Raw genomic sequence first — 18,654 nt, forward strand, 5'->3', positions numbered from 1 at the left:
CCGATTGTTCAAGGATACGCAGATGACGACGTTCCGTCCGAAATACATCACCTTCGACTGCTACGGCACGCTGACCAACTTTCAGATGGCGGAGGCGGCGCGCGACCTCTACGGCGAAGAGCTCGACGAGCCACGCATGGCGGAGTTCATCAAGAATTTCGCCGCCTATCGGCTCGACGAGATCCTGGGCGACTGGAAACCCTATGCCGAGGTGGTGCACAATTCGCTCGAGCGGACATGCAAACGCAACGGCGTGACCTTTCGCGATGAAGCCGCCCGGATGATCTATGAGCGGGTTCCGACCTGGGGGCCGCATTCGGATGTCCCGGCCGGTCTCGCCAAAGTCGCCGAGGAAATCCCCTTGGTGATCCTCTCCAACGCCATGAATTCGCAGATCATGTCGAACGTCGAAAAACTGGGCGCGCCCTTCCACGCGGTCTATACCGCCGAGCAGGCGCAGTCCTATAAGCCACGCTTCAGGGGCTTTGAATATATGCTCGATATGCTGGGCTGCGGGCCGGAAGACGTGCTGCATTGCTCGTCATCCTTCCGCTACGACCTGATGTCGGCCCACGATCTCGGCATCAAGAACAAGGTCTGGGTCAATCGTGGCCACGAGCCGGCAAATCCCTATTATGGTTATGTCGAAATCCCTGACATCTCGGGCCTTCCTGGTGTCGTCGGGCTCTGACGGAGACACGCGGATGCAGTTCGAATCCTACTGGCACGACACGGCCCAGCCCTTTGCCGGCGGCGCTCAAGGCCCCGTCGACGGACATTATGACGTCGCCGTCATTGGCGCCGGCTTCACCGGGCTTGCCGCGGCGCGCCAGCTTGCAAAGGCCGGCGTCAAGGTTGTCGTGCTGGAGGCCGAACGGGTCGGCTGGGGGGCGTCCGGGCGCAATGGCGGCCATCTCAACAACGGGCTCGCCCACAGTTTCCTGTCAGCTAAATCCGCACTCGGCGTGGAGCGGGCCGTCGCCCTCTACAAGGCGTTCGACGATTCCATCGACACGATCGAGGCGATCATCGCCGAAGAGGGGATCGACTGCAATTTCCGCCGCGCCGGAAAGCTGAAGCTTGCCTCCAAGCCGCAGCATTTAGATGCCATTGCCCGCAATTTCGAGGCGGTTCATAGAGAGGTCGATCCGGACACCGCACTTCTGACGGCGAGTGACCTGAAAAGCGAGGTCGGTTCGCCCTTCCATGGCGCAATGCTCTCGAAGAAGAGTGCAATGATGCATATGGGCCGTTATGTCGCCGGGCTCGCCACGGCCGCCGCCCGCCATGGCGCCGTCATCTTTGAAAGCTCGGCGGTGACCGCGCACCGGCAGGGCAACGGTCGCCACAGCCTGACGACCGCCCGCGGCACGATCACCGCAGATCACGTGCTGGTCGCGACGGGCGCCTATACGCCGTCGCTCTTTAATTATTTCCGCCGCCGGATCATTTCCGTCGGCAGCTTCCTCATCGCCACCCGTCCGCTGACCGACGCCGAAATCGCCGCTACGATGCCGGGCAACCGCACCTGTGTCACGTCGATGAACATCGGCAATTATTTCCGGCTGTCGCCCGAGAAGCGGCTGATCTTCGGCGGTCGCGCCCGGTTTTCCGCCACGTCGGATCAACAATCGGACGCAAGGAGCGGCGACATCCTGCGGGCCAGCCTGGCTGAGATCTTCCCGCGGCTTGCCGGCGTCGAAATCGACTATTGCTGGGGCGGGCTCGTCGACATGACCAAAGACCGCTATCCGCGCGCCGGCTATGTCGATGGTGTCTGGTATGCCATGGGCTATTCCGGCCACGGCGCCCAGCTCTCCACCCATCTCGGCATGATCATGGCCGACGCCATCCTCGGCAAGGTCGACCGTAATCCGATCAAGGGGCTCGAATGGCCGGCCGTTCCCGGCCATTTTGGAAAGCCTTGGTTCCTGCCGCTCGTCGGGCTCTATTACAAGACCCTCGATCGCTTCCAGTAACGGACCGGATCAGTCCGATTGCAGCCGAAACGGCTCGATGGGGGCAGGATTGCGATGAGCGCCTGCGCGGCGGTCAACTATCTGGCCTCGCTGACTGGATAGATCCTGAGAATGCCAAGGCGGTTATCAGTCGTGATCGCTGCAATACCCGCTTCATATGCCGCGCGGACGATTGCCTCATGCAATTGCTCGGGTTCGCTCTCCCCGGTAAGGACCTCCAAACAGATTCTCACCGCCGTGAGGAATTCCTCACCATCGTCGGTGGGCCATTCCTTCAGCAACAGTTGGGCAGCCTCGTGAACGGTACGGATCACCTTGCGGTCTTTCCCTTCGGCAAAAACAAGAATTATCGTTGGGAACTTTCTCACCATATCGAATCTCATTGCCCCTGAACTCCGCGGGACGGCCAATGCCGAGTCATGGTTTGGACCGGGATTGGCCACACATGCTCGTCAACCATCTCCCGTGTCGTTTCGACAATCACGTGCCTATCCTCCTGTTGGTGGGAAGGAGGAGTTCGCTAGATTGGCTTTTAGCTCGCGGGCTGCCGCCTCAAGGAGTCGCTTGAATTCTTCGGAGGTCACGCCATCCGCGCGCATCACGATGGCGATCAGTGGATCACGAAGAGCTTCGGTTATCGTCAGCTCATCGTTCTTTCCGGCAGTTGCGCCAACGGGGCAACAATATTCCGAGGAAAATAGCGCGATCATGGACATACCTTACATTCGGGGTGTTTTAAGAGAGTGCAGCTCGGCTTGATCGCCTTTGAGGTCCAATATCCATTGGCGTCCCCGGGCGACCGAGTGTCTCGAACGGCAGTTTTGGGCGATCTGCGACACGGCAAGGCCGGCGACCAATGGGTTGTCGACGGTGGCCGGCAGGGTGCGAAAGCTGCCGTCGGTTGCGACTTGGGTGGCGCAATGGCAGACGGAACAAGCGTCCTCATGCACCAAGACCAAAGGACCTGCCATGCAATAGTTTGCAGAGCGGCCCACATGCAGATGCGGCGGCAGGCCGGCTTCCAATGCTCGGCAGGCCGACAGGAGATCTTGGGCTGGACGAGAATCGTCGCCGGCGAAAATGAAGAACGGGTTATTAGCGTAGTCTGCGATTAACCGCAGCGCCGAGGCGCCTTCCGCAAATTCCGGCAGCGCGAAGACATAGGCCGAGAAACCCGCGGCCAGATGGGTCGCCAGCCTGTCCGTCTTCAGCCAGCCGAGATTCGCCTCGCTTGCCCATGGCAGACGGTTCAAATCCTTCTCGTCGATACGATCCGCATCCATGAGAAGGAAATGGCGCGCGCCGAGGGCCGCAAGCTGGATGGCGATCTGCGAGCCCAAGTCGCCGCATCCGATGATGACGAAGTCGATATCGCCAAACCGTGCGACGTCGTGTTGATGGCAAAGAGGCGTCAGGATGGCGTCGTGGTGATCGATTGCGGCGGAGTCATATTCGTCCTCCGCCGGCATATCGGAAGCCTTCAACGAGACGACGAATGCAGACCGGGTAACATAGGGGCTCTGTTCCTCGACAGAATCGGCACTATTGCCGGTGAACAGAGCCCCCCGGCCGCCCCGCCCAAGGCTGTGGGTGACGAGGTTCGGGAAGTCGACGGACGCCGTGGCGGTCGCTGACAATCGTTTGGACCGATCATTGACCATCACATCGCCTCCATCTCGCTGGGCGCATATCCGCGGATGGTCTCGGCATAGCGACCGTAGTCCTTGCCCATCGCATGGTCGGCGGCCTTCGCGATCACGTGGAATTTGCCGTCGTACCAGAGGTTGACATTGTCGCCGCTGTCATCGATCTCTCGCCGGCCCATTCGAGGATCGACCGGCTCTTTGCCACGCAGCAGCATCTGTCCGATATCCCAGGCTTGGCGATCGAGAACTCGCTGGCGCTCGGCAAAGTGCGCCTGGCGGTGCGCAATAGGCTCTTCGGCAAGCAACTGGCCCACGAGGAACAAGATCCGGCTACTCCAGGAAGGAATGGCGGCGATGTCTGGGAGGTCGAGGAGGACATCGCCGCCGAGACGTTCGATTCCTTTCCGAGCGATATCGATGAGCGGGACCTGCCGCGCGGCATAGGTAATTATGAATGCCGTCTTCCAGGCGCGGCGCTCAGGATCCACCTCGTTGGATAGGCATGCCATGCCGAAGGCGCACTCCCAGGGAATGGTGTACACCACGTGCAGGATGCTCTCGAGCGTCTGTAGATCCTCCTTGTATGGGGAAACATATTGGAATTCGCCAGGCAGGGATGCCGCCGCCGAGGTCGTATAAAACCCCAGCAGGATATGCCCCGCTTGGTGAAGCAGTTGGGCCGCGGTCGCGGCATGATCGCCGTCGCGCAATCTTTCTCTGGAAAGGACGATGATCGCGCTGCCCGGCAATTCGTTCGAACTCAAGAACGAACACGGCGATTCGCGTCGCACGCCAACGTGAAGCGTGTGCAGGCCAGCGATCAGGCGCTGATAGCCGTACATGTCCAATTCCGCGATTAGCGCGAAGGCTCTCTCTAGATGATTGGCGATGTGATCCAATTCCGCGTCGTCAGTGATGGGATAGTTGGAACCGTGATAGTTCGGCATGCATTGGCGGAGGAGGGGCTGCATGACGCGGCTCCGCGCCAGGCTTTCGATGCGGACGAGGCCGATGCCGCAAGAGAGCCGGCGCGCCGGCTGACGTTCGAGTTCAAGATCCGATGCGATGAGATCCGACTGCAGATAGCCGCTGACGATCTGCGCATCGGGGCCTCCCGCCTGCCATTCCAGACTCCGCGCGAGCCCACTCATCCAGGCTGCGAGCACGGACGAACGATAAGGGTCGGAGCTGACCGGTTCGGCGATCGCTGGGGGAAGCTCCAGCAGGCGAGTGTATCCGCCATCTGCAAGGTCGGGAAAATATCGTGACAGCGTCTCCGCCCCGGCCGAACAATCGGTAAGCTTCGAAGCAGCTGCGAGCGTGCACCCATATTGGAAGCGTCGCTTTAACAGATTGCGAGTTGCGATGCGCTGCAGGGAGGCGGTGCTTGCCATCAGGGGATTGCCCCTGAGCAGGTAGCGCGCCTCATCTGCCAATTGTTGAATGCGAGACGCGGACATCGAGGCCTCCGTGGGTTTGTCTTCTGGTGGATCAAGGTTGCATGTCGGGCGAAGATGCCCCGGTTCGGGCCGGCTTCGTCGGGGAACGGTATGTGCCGTCCGTTGAGAGGCACTATTGCCCAAGGGCGTCAGTCGCCCGCCAGTACCGCGTTAAAAATCCGTAAAAAGGAGGGTAACCAAAGAAAAAGCCCCCTCGATAAAGGGGGCTTGGAATCTCGGAATAGCATCCCCCGGGCGTTCAGATGGCCAGGGCTGCCTGCACCGCCGCCCGCGCATTTGGCAGTCCCGATCCAAAGAAATAGGCCATCTCGACGGCGTCCTCGCTTTCGGCGTTCATGCAATCCGCCGTCAATTTCCTCGTTCCGGGCGCGACAATGGCGTCCAGGCGCGATGCGGTCTTCAGAATTGATTTCACTTGAGGCCCCGAGAGGCGGTCGCCGGGATTGTGGCGGCTTTTGTAGGCCCGCTGTATAAGGGCACATAGCCCGCCCACCTGCGCCGACGCGCCTGATGTGCCCCCGAATGTGGTATAGTATCCGCCCCCGATGCCGAGATTGGTTCCGAACGGCACGATGGCCGACCACGGATCGGAGCCACGATCATAGCCGAAAATCCCCGATAGGTCCGTCGTCAGCAGCGAGAAGTGCGAATAGTAGTATTCCCGCGTTCGAAAGGCGCTGTAGTCGTGCTGCGCGGCAAATGGAGAAAGCCGGTCGAGGCGCAACTGATGCCTGTTGAACACCTCCCCGTCGTCGGAGGGGGAGACAACCGTCAACCCTTCGCCGTAATTGCTGTAGCCCGAACGGAAACCTTCGACGGTAACGGCTCCAACGGCTATGATGCCGTTGTCGTCGGCGGCAAGACTTGCCGGATAGATCAGCTGGCTCTCGCCACTGTTTCCTGCGGCGCAGACAATCGGGATGTGCCGGCTGATGGCGAGGATGAGTTGTTTAAGGACGTGCCATGGGCGATCCGGATTGGAGCCTTTCTGCGCGGCCTTCGGCTCCAGTTCAGGCCCACCTTGATCAGCAAGAGCAATGCGCGTGAACAGGTTGGCGGCATCCTGGTTTTTCCATAATTCCAGGTCGGCCTTCAGCTCGTTCTTCGGTTCAACGATGCTGCGTTTCGGGTCAGGCAGACCGCGCGGCAAGACGATCACGTCTGCTTTCTGAAGGTAGGCATAGAGGAAGGCCGCAATGAATTGCCTGACATCGTCTTCGAACGATGTTCTGATCGAGATGAGCCTTGAGAAAGGATCAACGCCGAAATAGGGGATGACATTGCGATTGCCGCTCGTACGCAGCTCGTCGTCATTCCCGTAGAAGGCTCCTTCCGGCGGAAGGCTTGACGTGCCTTCTTCCGCAACAACGGCGGGTTCGCCGACGATCAGCCCAGCGCAGCAGGTACCATGCGACGCAAACAGCGATTCCGGATTGTAGAGCCGCCGCATAACACCCTCCGACGCGGCGTATTCGGCAACCAGATCACCGAGATAGTCTCGGTCGTCGTTCGAAAGGCCCATATTGCCGAGCGGAGCGATGTCGAGCCCGGCAAAGAAGGCATGTCTTTCCTCGCGGTCCAAGGACGTGGTCGTATCGAGAATTTCGAGCACGCGGGCGCCGTAACGATGGGTTGTCAAATCGATTGACGCTTCCCGGTCAAGCCGGGTTGCCAGATTGGGATGATCGGGAGATACGCCGACATCGATCAGCGCGACCCGTGCTGGTCGCAGCGGGCCGGCGGAAGCGCTGGCGGAAGCTATGGTATCCCAGACCGTGCCGGTGATGAGTGGATCGGGGAGTGCGCGTGTGGCGCTCGCATCGAGCGCTGGAGGCGCCGGCGGAGCCGATCCGTATTCCGCGTCGACTACGCCAAGAGCAGTCAGGTGCCAGAGATAGTAGTAGTTGATCGGCGCGGGCTCAGGCATTTTTATTTGATCCGTCATGGTTGTAACCCTGTTGAGCAGCAGCTGGAGAATTCAGGCCCATTCGTCGTGTACGGCCTGGAACAGAGGACCGAACGCGTCGTGGAGGTAGGGAGCGAAGCGTCGGGCAAGATCTCGCCCTGCCTGTGTGTCGCTCGGATAGTGCAGGCCGGCCCATTCGCGATTTTCGGCGACGTTCTGGGCGATGCGGGCAAGCTCGTCGGTGGCCGGATGTTCCGGCAGGATCGTCGCAAACGCCAAGGCGATCGAAAAGCACTGGAACGAATGGTTGCTGGGATAAGATTCGTGGACCGGCGCGGCGAGCAACGGCCGCAGCATGGGCTCAAACTGGTTTGGCCGCAGCCGATTGAACTGGCTCTTGTAGATCAGTCCGACATATTCGCAGGCCGTCAGGATCGCCTGGAAAAGCCCTTCCGTTTGCTCGAAACCGCCGAGATCCTCGATATGCAATGCGCGGGTAAATTCCCCCACGGAGATCGTCGACTCGATTTGGATGTCGGGCAGCCGCCGCACACGTTCGCGGTCGCGGCGTTGCATAGAGAGCAGCACCGTCGTTTCGAGGCGGGTATAATCGGGGCCGGGCGGCGGAAGTATATCCAGCATTTCCCAGGTGAAGCGCCGCGCCGCGGTATAGGCGTTGCGTGACGGCTGCTGGTGCAGCCTGCGTAGCTCGAAGGAGGGGATAAGCTGCGATACGCCGAGGCTACCGCCATCCATCGTCGACTTGTTCTTATTCTTATTCTTATTTTTGTTCTTGTTTTTGTTCAGCGACGCCTTGTTGAGCACCGACTTGTTCGCCACGCTCTTGTTGAGGACCGAGGCTACGGCCATCGTCGCCATCATGGGCCTGGCTAGAGGCGATGCATCTTCACCCGTGCCGGGGAAAAGCGCAGGTTCGGAGGCTGCATCAGGTGCAGCCGGCGACGCACCGGCGAGAGGATCAGCACCGGCATCGTCCCTCGGTTCGCATGGAAGGACCGTATCCGGCTCAATCCTGAATTTATAACTGTTTAGAAATAGAACTAATTTTGATTGCGATTCGTGGGCAGTGTCCGCTTCCATTGCAGCCTCCTTGCGCGATGATGTGAAGAATTGTCCGGGTTCAGCGCAGCTTGGCGCCGGCCTTGAGCAGACCGTCGACTAAGATCTGGCCGCCGCCTGTGTCGAGCAGCGGATAACCGCTGCCGCGGAAGGCGTTGATGGAGAAGTCGCCCTCGACTGCTTCAAGACGCTGGAGGTAGTGCCGCGCGCCGACGAGATCGTTGGAATGGGCATGACTGGAGACAAGATAGCGCAGCAGACTGTTGAAGTTCGGCCGTGTCCGCAGGGCTTCTTCGCCTGCCGCTATGGCTGTGGCATGATCGCCTGCAAGCGCTGCGGCAATGCATTTGGTCGTATCGAAGTAATATTTATGCGGGCTGTAGACGCCGAGCTCTTGTACCCAACGCGCCATGGCCACCGCCTTGTCGGGCTGGCCGGCATAGCAGTGCAGCATCGCGTAGAGGTCCCAACTGAGTGGCAGGGCCGGGTTCAGGCGGATCGATTTTTCGAACAGGTTGGCCGCGTAGTCGTATTCGCCGAACAGGAACGAATGGACGTGGCCGACGAGCGCGAGCGACACGGAATTCTGCGGATCGAGTTCCAGCGCCTTGCGTGCATAGGCCTGGGCTTCCTCGATCAGATGCGCGTCCAGTGCGTTGAAACGTTGACCGACCTGGAAAGTCCGAATGAATGACAGCCAGGCGAAAGTCGATGATCGCGGCTGATACTGGATCTGTTCTTCCAGCCGCCGTTCCGCGTTATCGAGGTCGTCGCGCGACAGCCGAAAGATCGCATTGACGGCGTCGATCAGGAGACCGTCTTGCGACAATCGGCTGTCGGTTGCCTGGATCTCCTGGAAATAGGCCAGCTGATCGACGGCCTGGCTGATCAGCGCAGCGGCGATGCCGAACTCGCCACGCTCGAACTGCGTGCGGTTGATTGCCTGACTGCCCAGCCAATGAATGCGGTTGTTGATCAGGTGCTTCATCACCAGCTCGATCAGCACCATGTCACCATCAAACGTCAGGCGAAGCTGTAGGCATATGGGAAGGCTGATCTGCTGTTCGTTCTCTTCAATATGCGGCAAGGTGAAGGAGAGGTCGGTGACGCCAAAGCCCAGCCCATCGATGATGGCTTTTGCAATGAGGTTCTGGAACCGTGTCGCAGCAATTTGTCCGCCCTCTCCGGCACCCACTATGATGGGGGACAGAAGAGCCATCATCCATTGCCAGTCACCGCCAACCCGCCGCCCATATGGGGCGCTGCTGGCGATGTCCACGGGCTTGCCTGTTCTCGATGTATCCGGGGCGCCCGTTAAAGGCAGCAGGGCGGATTGTTTGGCGATATCGCGGCTCGGCTGCTGTCGCGGCTCGAATACATCGTGGACTTGTCCTTCATCGAGGCGGCGATACCAGTTTTGCCGTTCCAGCGCCAACCAGTCCTCGAATTCGGGATCGCGGATGTCGATGCCTTCGAGCAATTCGTCGGTGACTTGATCCGGAGACCGCTCCGCCCGAACCACCAGGTCGGTATCCAGCACGAGTCGGTCCGTATCCAGCCAAACGGTATTCTTATCCGCAATCAAGAGATCACGTGCCGGCCCCAGACTCTTATGAATGTCCAAAAGCGCCTGGCGTAGACTGGCTGCCGCCTGGTCGTCGGAGCGATCGCTCCATAACTTGTCCCTAAGCCAGATTCTCGAGCGCGAGCCCCGGGCGGACAATGCAAGCATCGCCAGAAGAGCCTGTGCCTTTTTGGATTTCGGAGTAACCGACCGCCCCCCGGCGTCCACAAGGGCAAAAGGCCCGAGCAGGAACATCCGAAACGGATATTGCTCCTTGTTCATGCGATCCACCGGCCCCGCCCCCGCTGCCTCCGATACGCTCGTTTGGCGGCCGGAAGACCTAGCATCTAGGGGCCAGTCTGCCACAACTTCGGCTCCTGGCAAGCAACCGGGAAGGGAAACCGGGATGGCGAAATGTAAATCTATGCTATGACGATGATCGAACTGAAGCATAACCGGTTGAAATCCCTCTGCGTAACTTCGCAAACCGGCCGTAGCATCCCGCCGTCAAAGCAGCGTCAAAGAAATGTTGTTTGGGCACCGTAATTTTGCGGGCATCCGCCAAAGGCTGCGGAGTACTCAAAACGACGTGTCGGAGTTACTCCAGCAGGAGCATCGACAATCGCTCCGATCATCCAGCGCCGGGATAATGGCCCGGCGCTCTTTTATTTTCCTTTAGTCAGGCGAGCCCACCGATGTGGAAGCTCTTCATTTCGAGATATTCCTCCATGCCGCATTGCGCGCCCTCGCGGCCAAGACCGGATTGTTTGACGCCGCCGAAGGGAGCGACCTCCGTCGAGATCGCCCCTGTGTTCAGGCCAACCATCCCGAATTCGAGCGCTTCGGCGACACGCCAGGAGCGTTTCAGGCTTTCGGTGTAGAAATAGGCCGCAAGGCCGAAGGGCGTGGCGTTGGCGATGCGGATCGCCTCGTCCTCGTGGTCGAAACGGAAAAGCGGGGCAACGGGTCCGAAGGTCTCTTCGCTGGCAAGCTGCATTTCGGTCGTCGCATCGCCGAGCACCATCGGCACCGCATATTGATCGCCTTCAGGCACGGAACCCGCGGTGGCAAGGATCTTCGCTCCCTTTTCCACCGCATCGTCGACATGACGCTTGATTTTCTCGATCGCCGCCCTGTTGATCATCGGCCCAATATCCGTGCCTGCATCCGTCCCGGCCCCGACCTTCATGGCCGATACGCGCGCGGAAAGTTTGGCGGCAAAGGCCTCGTAGACGCCGGACTGGACGAGAAGCCGGTTGGCGCAGACGCAAGTCTGCCCGCCATTGCGGAATTTCGAGGCGATTGCGCCTTCCACGGCAAGATCGAGATCGGCATCGTCGAAGACGATGAAGGGCGCGTTGCCGCCGAGTTCGAGGCTGAGCCGCTTGATGCTGTCGGCCGCGCCGCGCATCAGCAGCGAGCCGACGCGGGTCGAGCCGGTGAAAGAGATCTTGCGGACGGTGTGGTTTGCCATCAGTTCGTCGCCGATGCCGGCCGGCATGCCGGTAACGATATTGATCACCCCCTTGGGGATGCCGGCGCGCTCCGCCAATACGCCGAGCGCCAGCGCCGAAAAGGGGGTGAGGTCCGATGGTTTGACGACGACGGTGCAGCCCGCGGCGAGCGCCGGCCCGACCTTGCGGGTGATCATCGCATTCGGAAAATTCCACGGCGTGATGATCGCCGACACGCCGACGGGCTCCTTCAGAACGACGATCCGCCGATCTGCCGTCGGCGAGGGAATGGTCGTTCCGCCGATGCGGCGCGCCTCCTCGGAAAACCATTTGATGAACGAGGCGCCATAGCGGATTTCACCGCGCGCTTCCGTCAGCGGCTTGCCCTGCTCACGGGTGAGGATCAGCGCCAGATCCTCGATATTGTCGAGCATCAGATCGTGCCAGGCTTCCAGCAACGCACCGCGTTCGGCATTGGTCTTTGCGCGCCATGGAGCAAAGGCCTTTTCCGCCGCCGCGATTGCCGCCCTCGTATCGGCTTCGTCCATGTCGGGCACCGTGCCCAGCACATGCTGGGTCGCCGGATCGATCACCTCGATCGTGTGCCCGGCCGCGGCCCCCCGCCATTCTCCGTCGATCAGTCCCTGCTGACGAAGCAGGCTGCTATCCTTTAACCCGTTCATTCTGTTCTCCATTGATCAGCCAAGTGCCGAAAGCACCGATGCCGTGATCGCGTCGGTCTTGTCCTTGCCGGGAATTGCGCCGATGCCGCGTGCCGTCGTCGCCTCGATTGATGCCATCACCCTTGCGGCGGCAGCCGTTTCTCCGAGATGCTCCAGCATCATTGCGCCCGACCAGATGGCGGCGATCGGATTGGCGATGCCGAGATCAGCGATATCGGGCGCCGAGCCGTGGACCGGTTCGAACATCGACGGCGCCGAGCGATCGGGATTGATATTGGCGGAGGCGGCAAAGCCAAGCCCGCCCTGGATGGCGGCGCCGAGATCGGTCAGGATATCGCCGAACAGGTTGGAGGCGACCACGACGTCGAGGCTATCAGGCGCCATGACCATGCGGGCGGCCATGGCGTCGATATGGTAGCTGGTCACTTCGACATCGGGATATTGCGCTGAAAGCCTCTGGGTGATCTCGTCCCAGAAGACCATCGAATATTTCTGCGCATTGGACTTCGTCACCGAGGCAAGCGTGCCGCGTCGCGCCCGTGCTTGCTCAAAGCCGAAACGCAGAATGCGCTCGACCCCTTTGCGGGTGAAAATCGAAGTCTCGACCGCCACCTCATTATCGGTGCCCTGGTGGACGCGGCCGCCGGCGCCAGAATATTCGCCCTCGGTATTTTCACGAATGCAGAGGATGTCGAAGCCATCGGACCGCAACGGCCCCTGCACACCCGGCAGCAGCCGGTGCGGACGGATATTGGCGTATTGCACGAAGGCCTTGCGGATCGGCAGCAGCAGCCCATGCAGCGACACGGAATCCGGCACTTTGCGAGGCCAGCCGACGGCGCCGAGCAGGATGGCATCGAAGGATCTGAGCGTTTCGATGCCATCGGCGGGCATCATGCTGCCGTTCTCCACATAGTAGTCGCAGGACCAGGGATAGCTGGTTGCGTCAAGAGAAAATCCGTTCAGGCGAGCTGCCTTTTCGAGCACGGCCCAGGCTGCTGCCGTCACGTCACGGCCGATGCCGTCTCCGGGCAGAAGGGCGATCTTGTAGGTTTTCATCGCAGATCCTCACAGGCTGATGAGCACACTCTTGCTCTTGCGGTTGGCGAGATAGGCGTCGCGGCCGAGATCCTTGCCGATGCCGGACTGCTTGTAGCCGCCGGTCGGCAGGATATGGTCGCGCGAGCGGCCGTAGCGGTTGACCCAGACGGTGCCGGCCTGCAGGCGGCGCGTCACGCGGATGGCACGCGAGAGATCGCGGGTGAAGAGGCCGGCGGCTAGCCCATAGGCCGGATGGTCGGCGAGCCCCAACGCTTCCTCCTCGTCCTCGAAAGTCTGAATGGTCAGCACCGGTCCAAAAATTTCCTCAAGAACCGCCGGCGATGTTGCCGTCACGCCCGAAATCAGGGTCGGTGCGTAGAAATAACCTTCGCGGTCGAGGCGGCGGCCACCGGTGAGGCACTCGGCGCCACCGTCGATCGCGGCACGGATGATGCCGTCCATGCGGGCGATCTGTCGTTCGGAGATGACGGGCGAATAATCGGTCGCTTCATCCCAGGTGGGGCCGGGGCGGATGGCGGCCAGCTTCTCGATGAGTGCGGCTGCGAGCGCGTCCGCCACCTTCGCTTCGACGATCAGGCGGGATCCGCAAACGCAGGCCTGACCGGCGTTGGAGAGAATGCTGCCGGCGATTGCGCCGGCTGCAAGCTCGAGATCGGCATCGGCGAAAACCAGTTGCGGGCTCTTGCCGCCGAGTTCCAGCGTCATCGGCTTCACGCCGGTGCGGGCGATGTTGGTCATTATTGCCGCGCCGGCCGCAGTCGAACCGGTGAAGCTGACCTTGGAGATGCCCGGATGTCCGGTGATCGCATTTCCGGTGGTCGGGCCGTCGCCGAGCACGATGTTGACGAGACCTGCCGGCAGGCCGGCCCGCACCGAAAGTTCGGCGAGATAGAGCGTCGAAAACGGCGTCATTTCCGATGGCTTCAGCACCACCGCATTGCCTGCCGCCAGCGCCGGGCCGAGCTTCCAGCCGGCCATGGACAAGGGAAAATTCCAGGGTGTGATGGCGCCGACGACGCCATAGGGTTCCGTCATGATCATACCGAAGTTTGCATCGTCGGTCGGGACGAGGTCGCCGCCCTCCTTGTCGGCGAATTCGGCAAAGAAGCGGATCTGTTCGGCGGTGACGGCGATGTCGCCGGCGACGAGATGACCGACGGGCCGTGTCGAGGAAAGCGCCTCGAGCTTGGCGAGGGTCTCCGCCTCGGCTTCGATCAGGTCCGCCCAGCGCTGCAGCGCCACGGTGCGCTCGCGCGGCCGCATGCTGCCCCAATTGCTCGTCTTCAATGCGGTCCTGGCGGCTTCGACGGCCTGGTCGACAAGCGCCTCGTCGGCCAGCGGGCAGCCGGCATAGGCCTTGCCGTCGGATGGGCGATGCATGTCGATGACGGCCTCGGCCGGAACCAGCCGGCCGCCGATGAAATGTCCGACGGGCAGGGAAATCGTGTTCGGATCGAAGCTGAGTGTCATCGCATGTCCTCGGGATGGGCTGAGACAAGCCTAACTGGAGAACGCGAGCAGCATGCGTCGACCGGTGATGCCGCAGCGGCGATAAATTGCGTTTTCGCCGCCGCCGCAGTCAAATCTACGGCGTCGGCTTCACGACACGGTGACGTAGATCTTGCGCACCGTCTCGATCGTCTTCCAGACGCCAACGAAGCCCGGCTTCATGACGAAGCTGTCGCCGGCCTTGTAGACCACCGGTTCGCCACCTTCCGGCGTGAGTTCGATCAGGCCGGAAAGGATATGGCAGAACTCGAACGTCTCGCCCTTGATCGAGCGCGTCTCGCCGGGTGTCGCTTCCCACACGCCGCTATGAACCGTCTCGCCGCGGGCGACATCCTGCGCCCAGGTCTTGAAGGCAGGATTGCCCGAGATCAGTCGTTCGGGGAGGGGGCCGGATTCGCGCGGGGCGAAGGATGGGTTGGTGTCGATCGTCTTGAGGAGGGACATGATTTTTGCTTTCCTGGATTGAGAACTCAGTAGCCGCGGTTGCGATCGACCAGGCCGATCGGATCGACGCCCGCCTGGTGCCGTTTGATGTTGCCGATCACCGCCGCCGCGGCGGTTTCAGGCTGGGTGACGCTCGCAATGTGCGGCGTCAGCAGGATCTTCGGATGGTTCCAGAAGGCGTGGTCCGCAGGCAGCGGTTCCGGATCGGTGACGTCGACAACGGCGCCGGAGAGATGCCCGGCGTCGAGCGCGTCGACGAGCGCCTGATGATCGAGATGAGGGCCGCGGCCGACATGGACGAGTGCTGCGCCGGCCGGCAGTCCGGCGAAAAGCTTGGCATTCAGGAAGCCCCGCGTCTCGTCCGTCAGCGGCAGCAGGCAGACCAGAATGTCGGTGGTTGCAAGCAGAATGTCGAGGCCGTCCCGGCCGCTCAGGCATCGGATGCCGTCGATCTCCCGCGGGCTGCGGCTCCATCCCGAAAGCGGAAAGCCGAAGGGTTGCAACCGTTCGAGCACGGCGCTCCCCAGCATGCCGAGGCCGAGCACGCCGATGCGGCGTTCCGAGGCCTGCCTAGAAGCGATTGTCTGCCAGGTCCGGCGCCGCTGCTGGTCGAGATAGGCCGGCAGGTCGCGATGCAGCGCAAGGACGGCCAGCGTCACATATTCCTGCATCATCCTGACGATGCCGTCCTCGACCATGCGCACCACCTTCACCGACGCCGGCACCGCATCGATATGGAACTGGTCGATGCCGGCGCCGATCGAAAACAGGATTTCGAGATTGCGATAGCGCGCGAGATCCTCCGGTACGGTCCAGGTGATCAGGTAGCGCACAGCGTCCGGTTCGACCGACTGGGGATCCATGGAAAAAAGAATGTCGGGCAGTTCGCGCGCGAAGGCTTTGGCGAATATGGCGCCGCGCTTCGCATCCGAATTGAAGAGAAAGGTCATGGCGTCGGCTCCTTGATCCGATGTCATCAGGCGCAGCGGCGGCCAAGCGCCTCGACCATCGCCTGGCAGGCCAGCAGTTCGCCGGCGAGGATGAATTCGTCCGGCTTGTGGGCACGGCCGATGTCGCCCGGTCCGCAGATGATCGCATCGATGCCGGCGCGCTGGAAAAGGCCGGCCTCCGTTCCGTAGCTGACGGCGGCGAGCGGCTCGATGCCGGTCAGTTCGCCGAGCAGCGCCGCAAGCGGCGCATCGGCGGCCAGCGAAAGCGCCGGATAGGCGCTGAGCTCGCGCCACTCTATCTGGAAGCCTCGCCGCGATAGCGCTTCGGCCGCCGCTCGGAGTGGGGCAAGCAACGTGATCGGATCGACGCCGGAAATGGCCCGCGCTTCGAACTCGGCCTCGCAGGTGTCGGGAATGATGTTGACCGCCTGGCCGCCCTTCAGCGTGCCGACCTGAAGGGAGGAGTAGGGCGGTTCGAAGACAGGTTCGAATGGGCCGGAGGCGAGCCGTTCGGCTTCGGCGCGAGCGCAGGCCAGAACATCGGTGATAGCATGGATTGCGTTCAGTCCCTGGTCTGGACGCGAGGAATGGCCGGACCGGCCCTTGACCGTCAGCCGGGCGGCGGCCTTGCCCTTGTGAGCGCGGATTGCCCGCAGGCCGCTCGGTTCGCCGATGATCGCGCCAAGCGGAGTTGCACAGAGCTCCGGCAGGCGGGCGATCATGTGCGGCACGCCGCGGCAGCCGGCCTCCTCGTCATAGGAAAAGGCAAGATGGACGGGGCGGCGAAGCGGTGTTTCCGCCAGCGCGGGGACGGCCGCGAGAACCGCGGCCAGGAAGCCCTTCATATCCGTGGCGCCGCGACCGTAGAGGCGGCCTGCTTCGGCGCGCAGGCGGAACGGGTCGCTGGTCCAGCCGCCTTCGGCGGCGGGAACCACGTCCATATGGCCTGAGAGGATATAGCCCGGCGTCTCCTTCGGGCCGATCGTGGCAAAGAGGTTCGACCGGTCGCCCTCCGGACCGGGAAGCTCCGTGACGATAGCGCCGTGGCTTTGCAGATAGTGCCGGATCCATGCGACGATCTCGCCGTTCGGCGTGCCGACGACGGAGGGGAAGCCGACGAGCCTTTCGAGAATTTCAATGGCCTGCATCGGGGACCTCACAAGCATGCCCTGCTTGTCGAGACGGGCGGCGATGCCGCCGACGGAAACGACAATTCGGCCCAGCGAGATGTTAGAGGTGTTTGCAACTGGACTGAGGGAGGTGACATTTTCCGGGCTCTCACAGTGAACAGCGACTCCGGCCGCTGGATCTGTCAATGAGTCTAGAGGGAGGCGCAGGCGTTACTTGCCGAAAGCGCATCGGGATTTGGTCGATTGTTGTGTTTGCGCAGGCTTCAGCGGTGAATTGTATCGAACGATCTGTTCTAGTCTTGGCGGAGAAGTTTCCGGGCGCAGACTTGGCCAAAAATGCGGCAGGAGGGCGGGAGTGAGTGAACTGATATCCGAATCCAGGTTCGTCGATAGTTTCGAGACGCATATCGCCGGGATCGACAGCGTTGCCCTCGACCAGTTGCATGCACTGTCGATGACCGTCGCCTGGCCGCATCGTGGCGAAGACTGGCAGTTCCTGCGGGAGTTCGGCCAGGGCATCGTGGCGATCGATGAAATCGGCCGCATCCTTGGCTCTGCCATGTGGTTTCCCTATGACGCGCAATTTGCCACGGTCGGTATGGTCATCACCTCGCCGCGTCTTCAAGCCAATGGCGCCGGGCAATGGTTGATGGGACACGCGCTGAATCAGGTCGCCGGGCGGAACCTCGGGCTGAATGCGACGCGCGCAGCGCGCCGTCTTTATCGGTCCCTGAATTTTGTTCGGGAGGCGCTCGTCTTTCAATGCCAAGGCGAAGCGATCTTGCCGCCGGATGTGGCGCCGCCATCCGGCGCCGTGATACGGGCCGTCGAGGCTGGTGATCTTGAAGCGATCGCCGAATTGGATTGCGTGGCTTTCGGCACGGATCGCAAACTGCTCCTGGCCCGGCTTCTGGCAAATTCCAAGGGCATCGTGTTGAGCCGCGCCGGTCGGATTGAGGCATTCTCGCTTTGCCGGCGGTTCGGGCGTGGCCATGTCATCGGTCCCGTTGTGGCGCGCAGTGACGCAGACGCGATCGCCGTCGCCCGCCCGCATGCAGCCGAGCACGCAGGAGCGTTCCTGCGCCTCGACACACGCGAGCAGGGCGGAGCCTTTTCCGATTTCCTCTCCCGCTGCGGTCTTCCTGTCTACGATATCGTGACGACCATGTCGCTCGGTGGCCCTTGGCTTCCTGTTGCCGGACGCGCGGTGGCGCCGGAGCCGAAGACCTACGCACTCGTCAGCCAGGCGCTCGGTTGACGCAATCCTACCTAGGGATCGATATCGGGTTTTAAGCGCCGGGACAGACCGGTATGTCGGTTAGAGCCTGCCGGCGTTCAACCTCGGGCCGGAACGAACGATATTGCCAGAGACCTTCCGGGCTTTCCCTTCGGTACACGGTCTCGAGCCAGAACACTGTGTCATCGATCGGCAAGACAGGATGCCACGCATACCACTCCGACCAGATTTTTCCTGCCGGGTCGCTCTCCATGATCGCCACTCGCCTCCTCATCATCGGCGTAACTCGAACATTCGTGCGGCACGGGAGCCGCTGCGATCCCGGCGTGTCTCGGAAAATGTTCTACGATGGAGAATAACAGCAAGTGAATATTCTTCAATGGAGATCATTTCCCGTTTTGCGCGAAGTCTTTCTTGTCCGCGGTAGGGGGATGTTTCAGGTTGTAAGATGTGGCTCTGTTGACGAATAATTTCGTCGGTAGATGCAACGCCTCGATTGGGCTTCGACACCTGCGATGAGCTGCGGTGTTCAATCACCACGGATCTGTTT

The 18,654-nt window shown here is 61.5% G+C and carries 17 protein-coding genes; 3 read left to right on the top strand and 14 right to left on the bottom strand.

The window, feature by feature from the left end:
• Positions 1-22 precede the first annotated feature (22 nt).
• The gene (locus BS630_RS07130; protein ID WP_077976841.1) at positions 23-691 is read left to right on the top strand and encodes a haloacid dehalogenase type II; all 669 of its coding nucleotides are present in this window, start codon (positions 23-25) and stop codon (positions 689-691) included.
• 13 nt (positions 692-704) lie between these two features.
• Positions 705-1,979, top strand: a complete 1,275-nt coding sequence (locus BS630_RS07135; RefSeq protein WP_077976842.1) for an NAD(P)/FAD-dependent oxidoreductase — start codon at positions 705-707, stop codon at positions 1,977-1,979.
• Between the two features lie 77 nt (positions 1,980-2,056).
• Here BS630_RS07135 and BS630_RS07140 read toward each other — a convergent pair whose 3' ends face one another.
• The 13 genes from BS630_RS07140 to argE all read right to left on the bottom strand — a co-directional run bounded on the left by BS630_RS07140 (position 2,057) and on the right by argE (position 16,885).
• A complete protein-coding gene (locus tag BS630_RS07140; protein WP_027664660.1) occupies positions 2,057-2,362 on the bottom strand; it encodes a DUF982 domain-containing protein in 306 nt (101 codons plus the stop codon).
• 105 nt (positions 2,363-2,467) lie between these two features.
• Entirely contained in the window at positions 2,468-2,689 is a 222-nt protein-coding gene (locus tag BS630_RS07145) for a hypothetical protein (RefSeq protein WP_003549783.1), read from the bottom strand.
• A gap of 9 nt (positions 2,690-2,698) precedes the next feature.
• Positions 2,699-3,643, bottom strand: coding sequence for a ThiF family adenylyltransferase (locus tag BS630_RS07150; RefSeq protein ID WP_077976843.1), 945 nt, complete (start codon positions 3,641-3,643; stop codon positions 2,699-2,701).
• The gene (locus tag BS630_RS07155; RefSeq protein WP_077976844.1) at positions 3,640-5,085 is read right to left on the bottom strand and encodes an aKG-HExxH-type peptide beta-hydroxylase; all 1,446 of its coding nucleotides are present in this window, start codon (positions 5,083-5,085) and stop codon (positions 3,640-3,642) included. Before BS630_RS07155 ends, BS630_RS07150 begins: the two co-directional genes overlap by 4 nt.
• Positions 5,086-5,323: 238 nt before the next feature.
• On the bottom strand, positions 5,324-7,030 hold the full coding sequence (locus BS630_RS07160) for a S8 family serine peptidase (RefSeq protein ID WP_077976845.1): 1,707 nt from the start codon (positions 7,028-7,030) through the stop codon (positions 5,324-5,326).
• Between the two features lie 33 nt (positions 7,031-7,063).
• A complete protein-coding gene (locus BS630_RS07165; RefSeq protein ID WP_077976846.1) occupies positions 7,064-8,092 on the bottom strand; it encodes a phosphatase PAP2 family protein in 1,029 nt (342 codons plus the stop codon).
• A gap of 40 nt (positions 8,093-8,132) precedes the next feature.
• Entirely contained in the window at positions 8,133-10,088 is a 1,956-nt protein-coding gene (locus BS630_RS07170) for an SARP family transcriptional regulator (RefSeq protein ID WP_077976847.1), read from the bottom strand.
• Between the two features lie 226 nt (positions 10,089-10,314).
• Positions 10,315-11,772 carry an NAD-dependent succinate-semialdehyde dehydrogenase gene (locus BS630_RS07175; protein ID WP_077976848.1) on the bottom strand — a complete coding sequence of 486 codons (1,458 nt, stop codon included), beginning with the start codon at positions 11,770-11,772 and terminating at the stop codon, positions 10,315-10,317.
• A gap of 15 nt (positions 11,773-11,787) precedes the next feature.
• The gene (locus BS630_RS07180) at positions 11,788-12,831 is read right to left on the bottom strand and encodes a tartrate dehydrogenase (protein WP_077976849.1); all 1,044 of its coding nucleotides are present in this window, start codon (positions 12,829-12,831) and stop codon (positions 11,788-11,790) included.
• Between the two features lie 9 nt (positions 12,832-12,840).
• Entirely contained in the window at positions 12,841-14,304 is a 1,464-nt protein-coding gene (locus BS630_RS07185; RefSeq protein ID WP_077976850.1) for an aldehyde dehydrogenase family protein, read from the bottom strand.
• 129 nt (positions 14,305-14,433) lie between these two features.
• On the bottom strand, positions 14,434-14,787 hold the full coding sequence (locus tag BS630_RS07190) for a cupin domain-containing protein (RefSeq protein ID WP_018245974.1): 354 nt from the start codon (positions 14,785-14,787) through the stop codon (positions 14,434-14,436).
• A gap of 26 nt (positions 14,788-14,813) precedes the next feature.
• Positions 14,814-15,737: a 2-hydroxyacid dehydrogenase gene (locus BS630_RS07195; protein WP_077977046.1), complete on the bottom strand. Its 924-nt coding sequence runs from the start codon at positions 15,735-15,737 to the stop codon at positions 14,814-14,816.
• A 26-nt stretch (positions 15,738-15,763) separates the two neighbouring features.
• Positions 15,764-16,885 carry an acetylornithine deacetylase gene (argE, locus tag BS630_RS07200; protein ID WP_077976851.1) on the bottom strand — a complete coding sequence of 374 codons (1,122 nt, stop codon included), beginning with the start codon at positions 16,883-16,885 and terminating at the stop codon, positions 15,764-15,766.
• A 337-nt stretch (positions 16,886-17,222) separates the two neighbouring features.
• On the opposite strand from argE, the gene BS630_RS07205 reads away from it, so the two are divergent.
• Positions 17,223-18,125, top strand: coding sequence for a GNAT family N-acetyltransferase (locus BS630_RS07205; protein ID WP_077976852.1), 903 nt, complete (start codon positions 17,223-17,225; stop codon positions 18,123-18,125).
• A 31-nt stretch (positions 18,126-18,156) separates the two neighbouring features.
• Here the strand turns inward: BS630_RS07205 and BS630_RS37895 are convergent, their stop codons facing one another.
• On the bottom strand, positions 18,157-18,381 hold the full coding sequence (locus BS630_RS37895; protein WP_041472584.1) for a hypothetical protein: 225 nt from the start codon (positions 18,379-18,381) through the stop codon (positions 18,157-18,159).
• Positions 18,382-18,654 lie beyond the last annotated feature (273 nt).

The organism is Rhizobium laguerreae, from assembly GCF_002008165.1.
GTDB lineage: Bacteria > Pseudomonadota > Alphaproteobacteria > Rhizobiales > Rhizobiaceae > Rhizobium > Rhizobium laguerreae.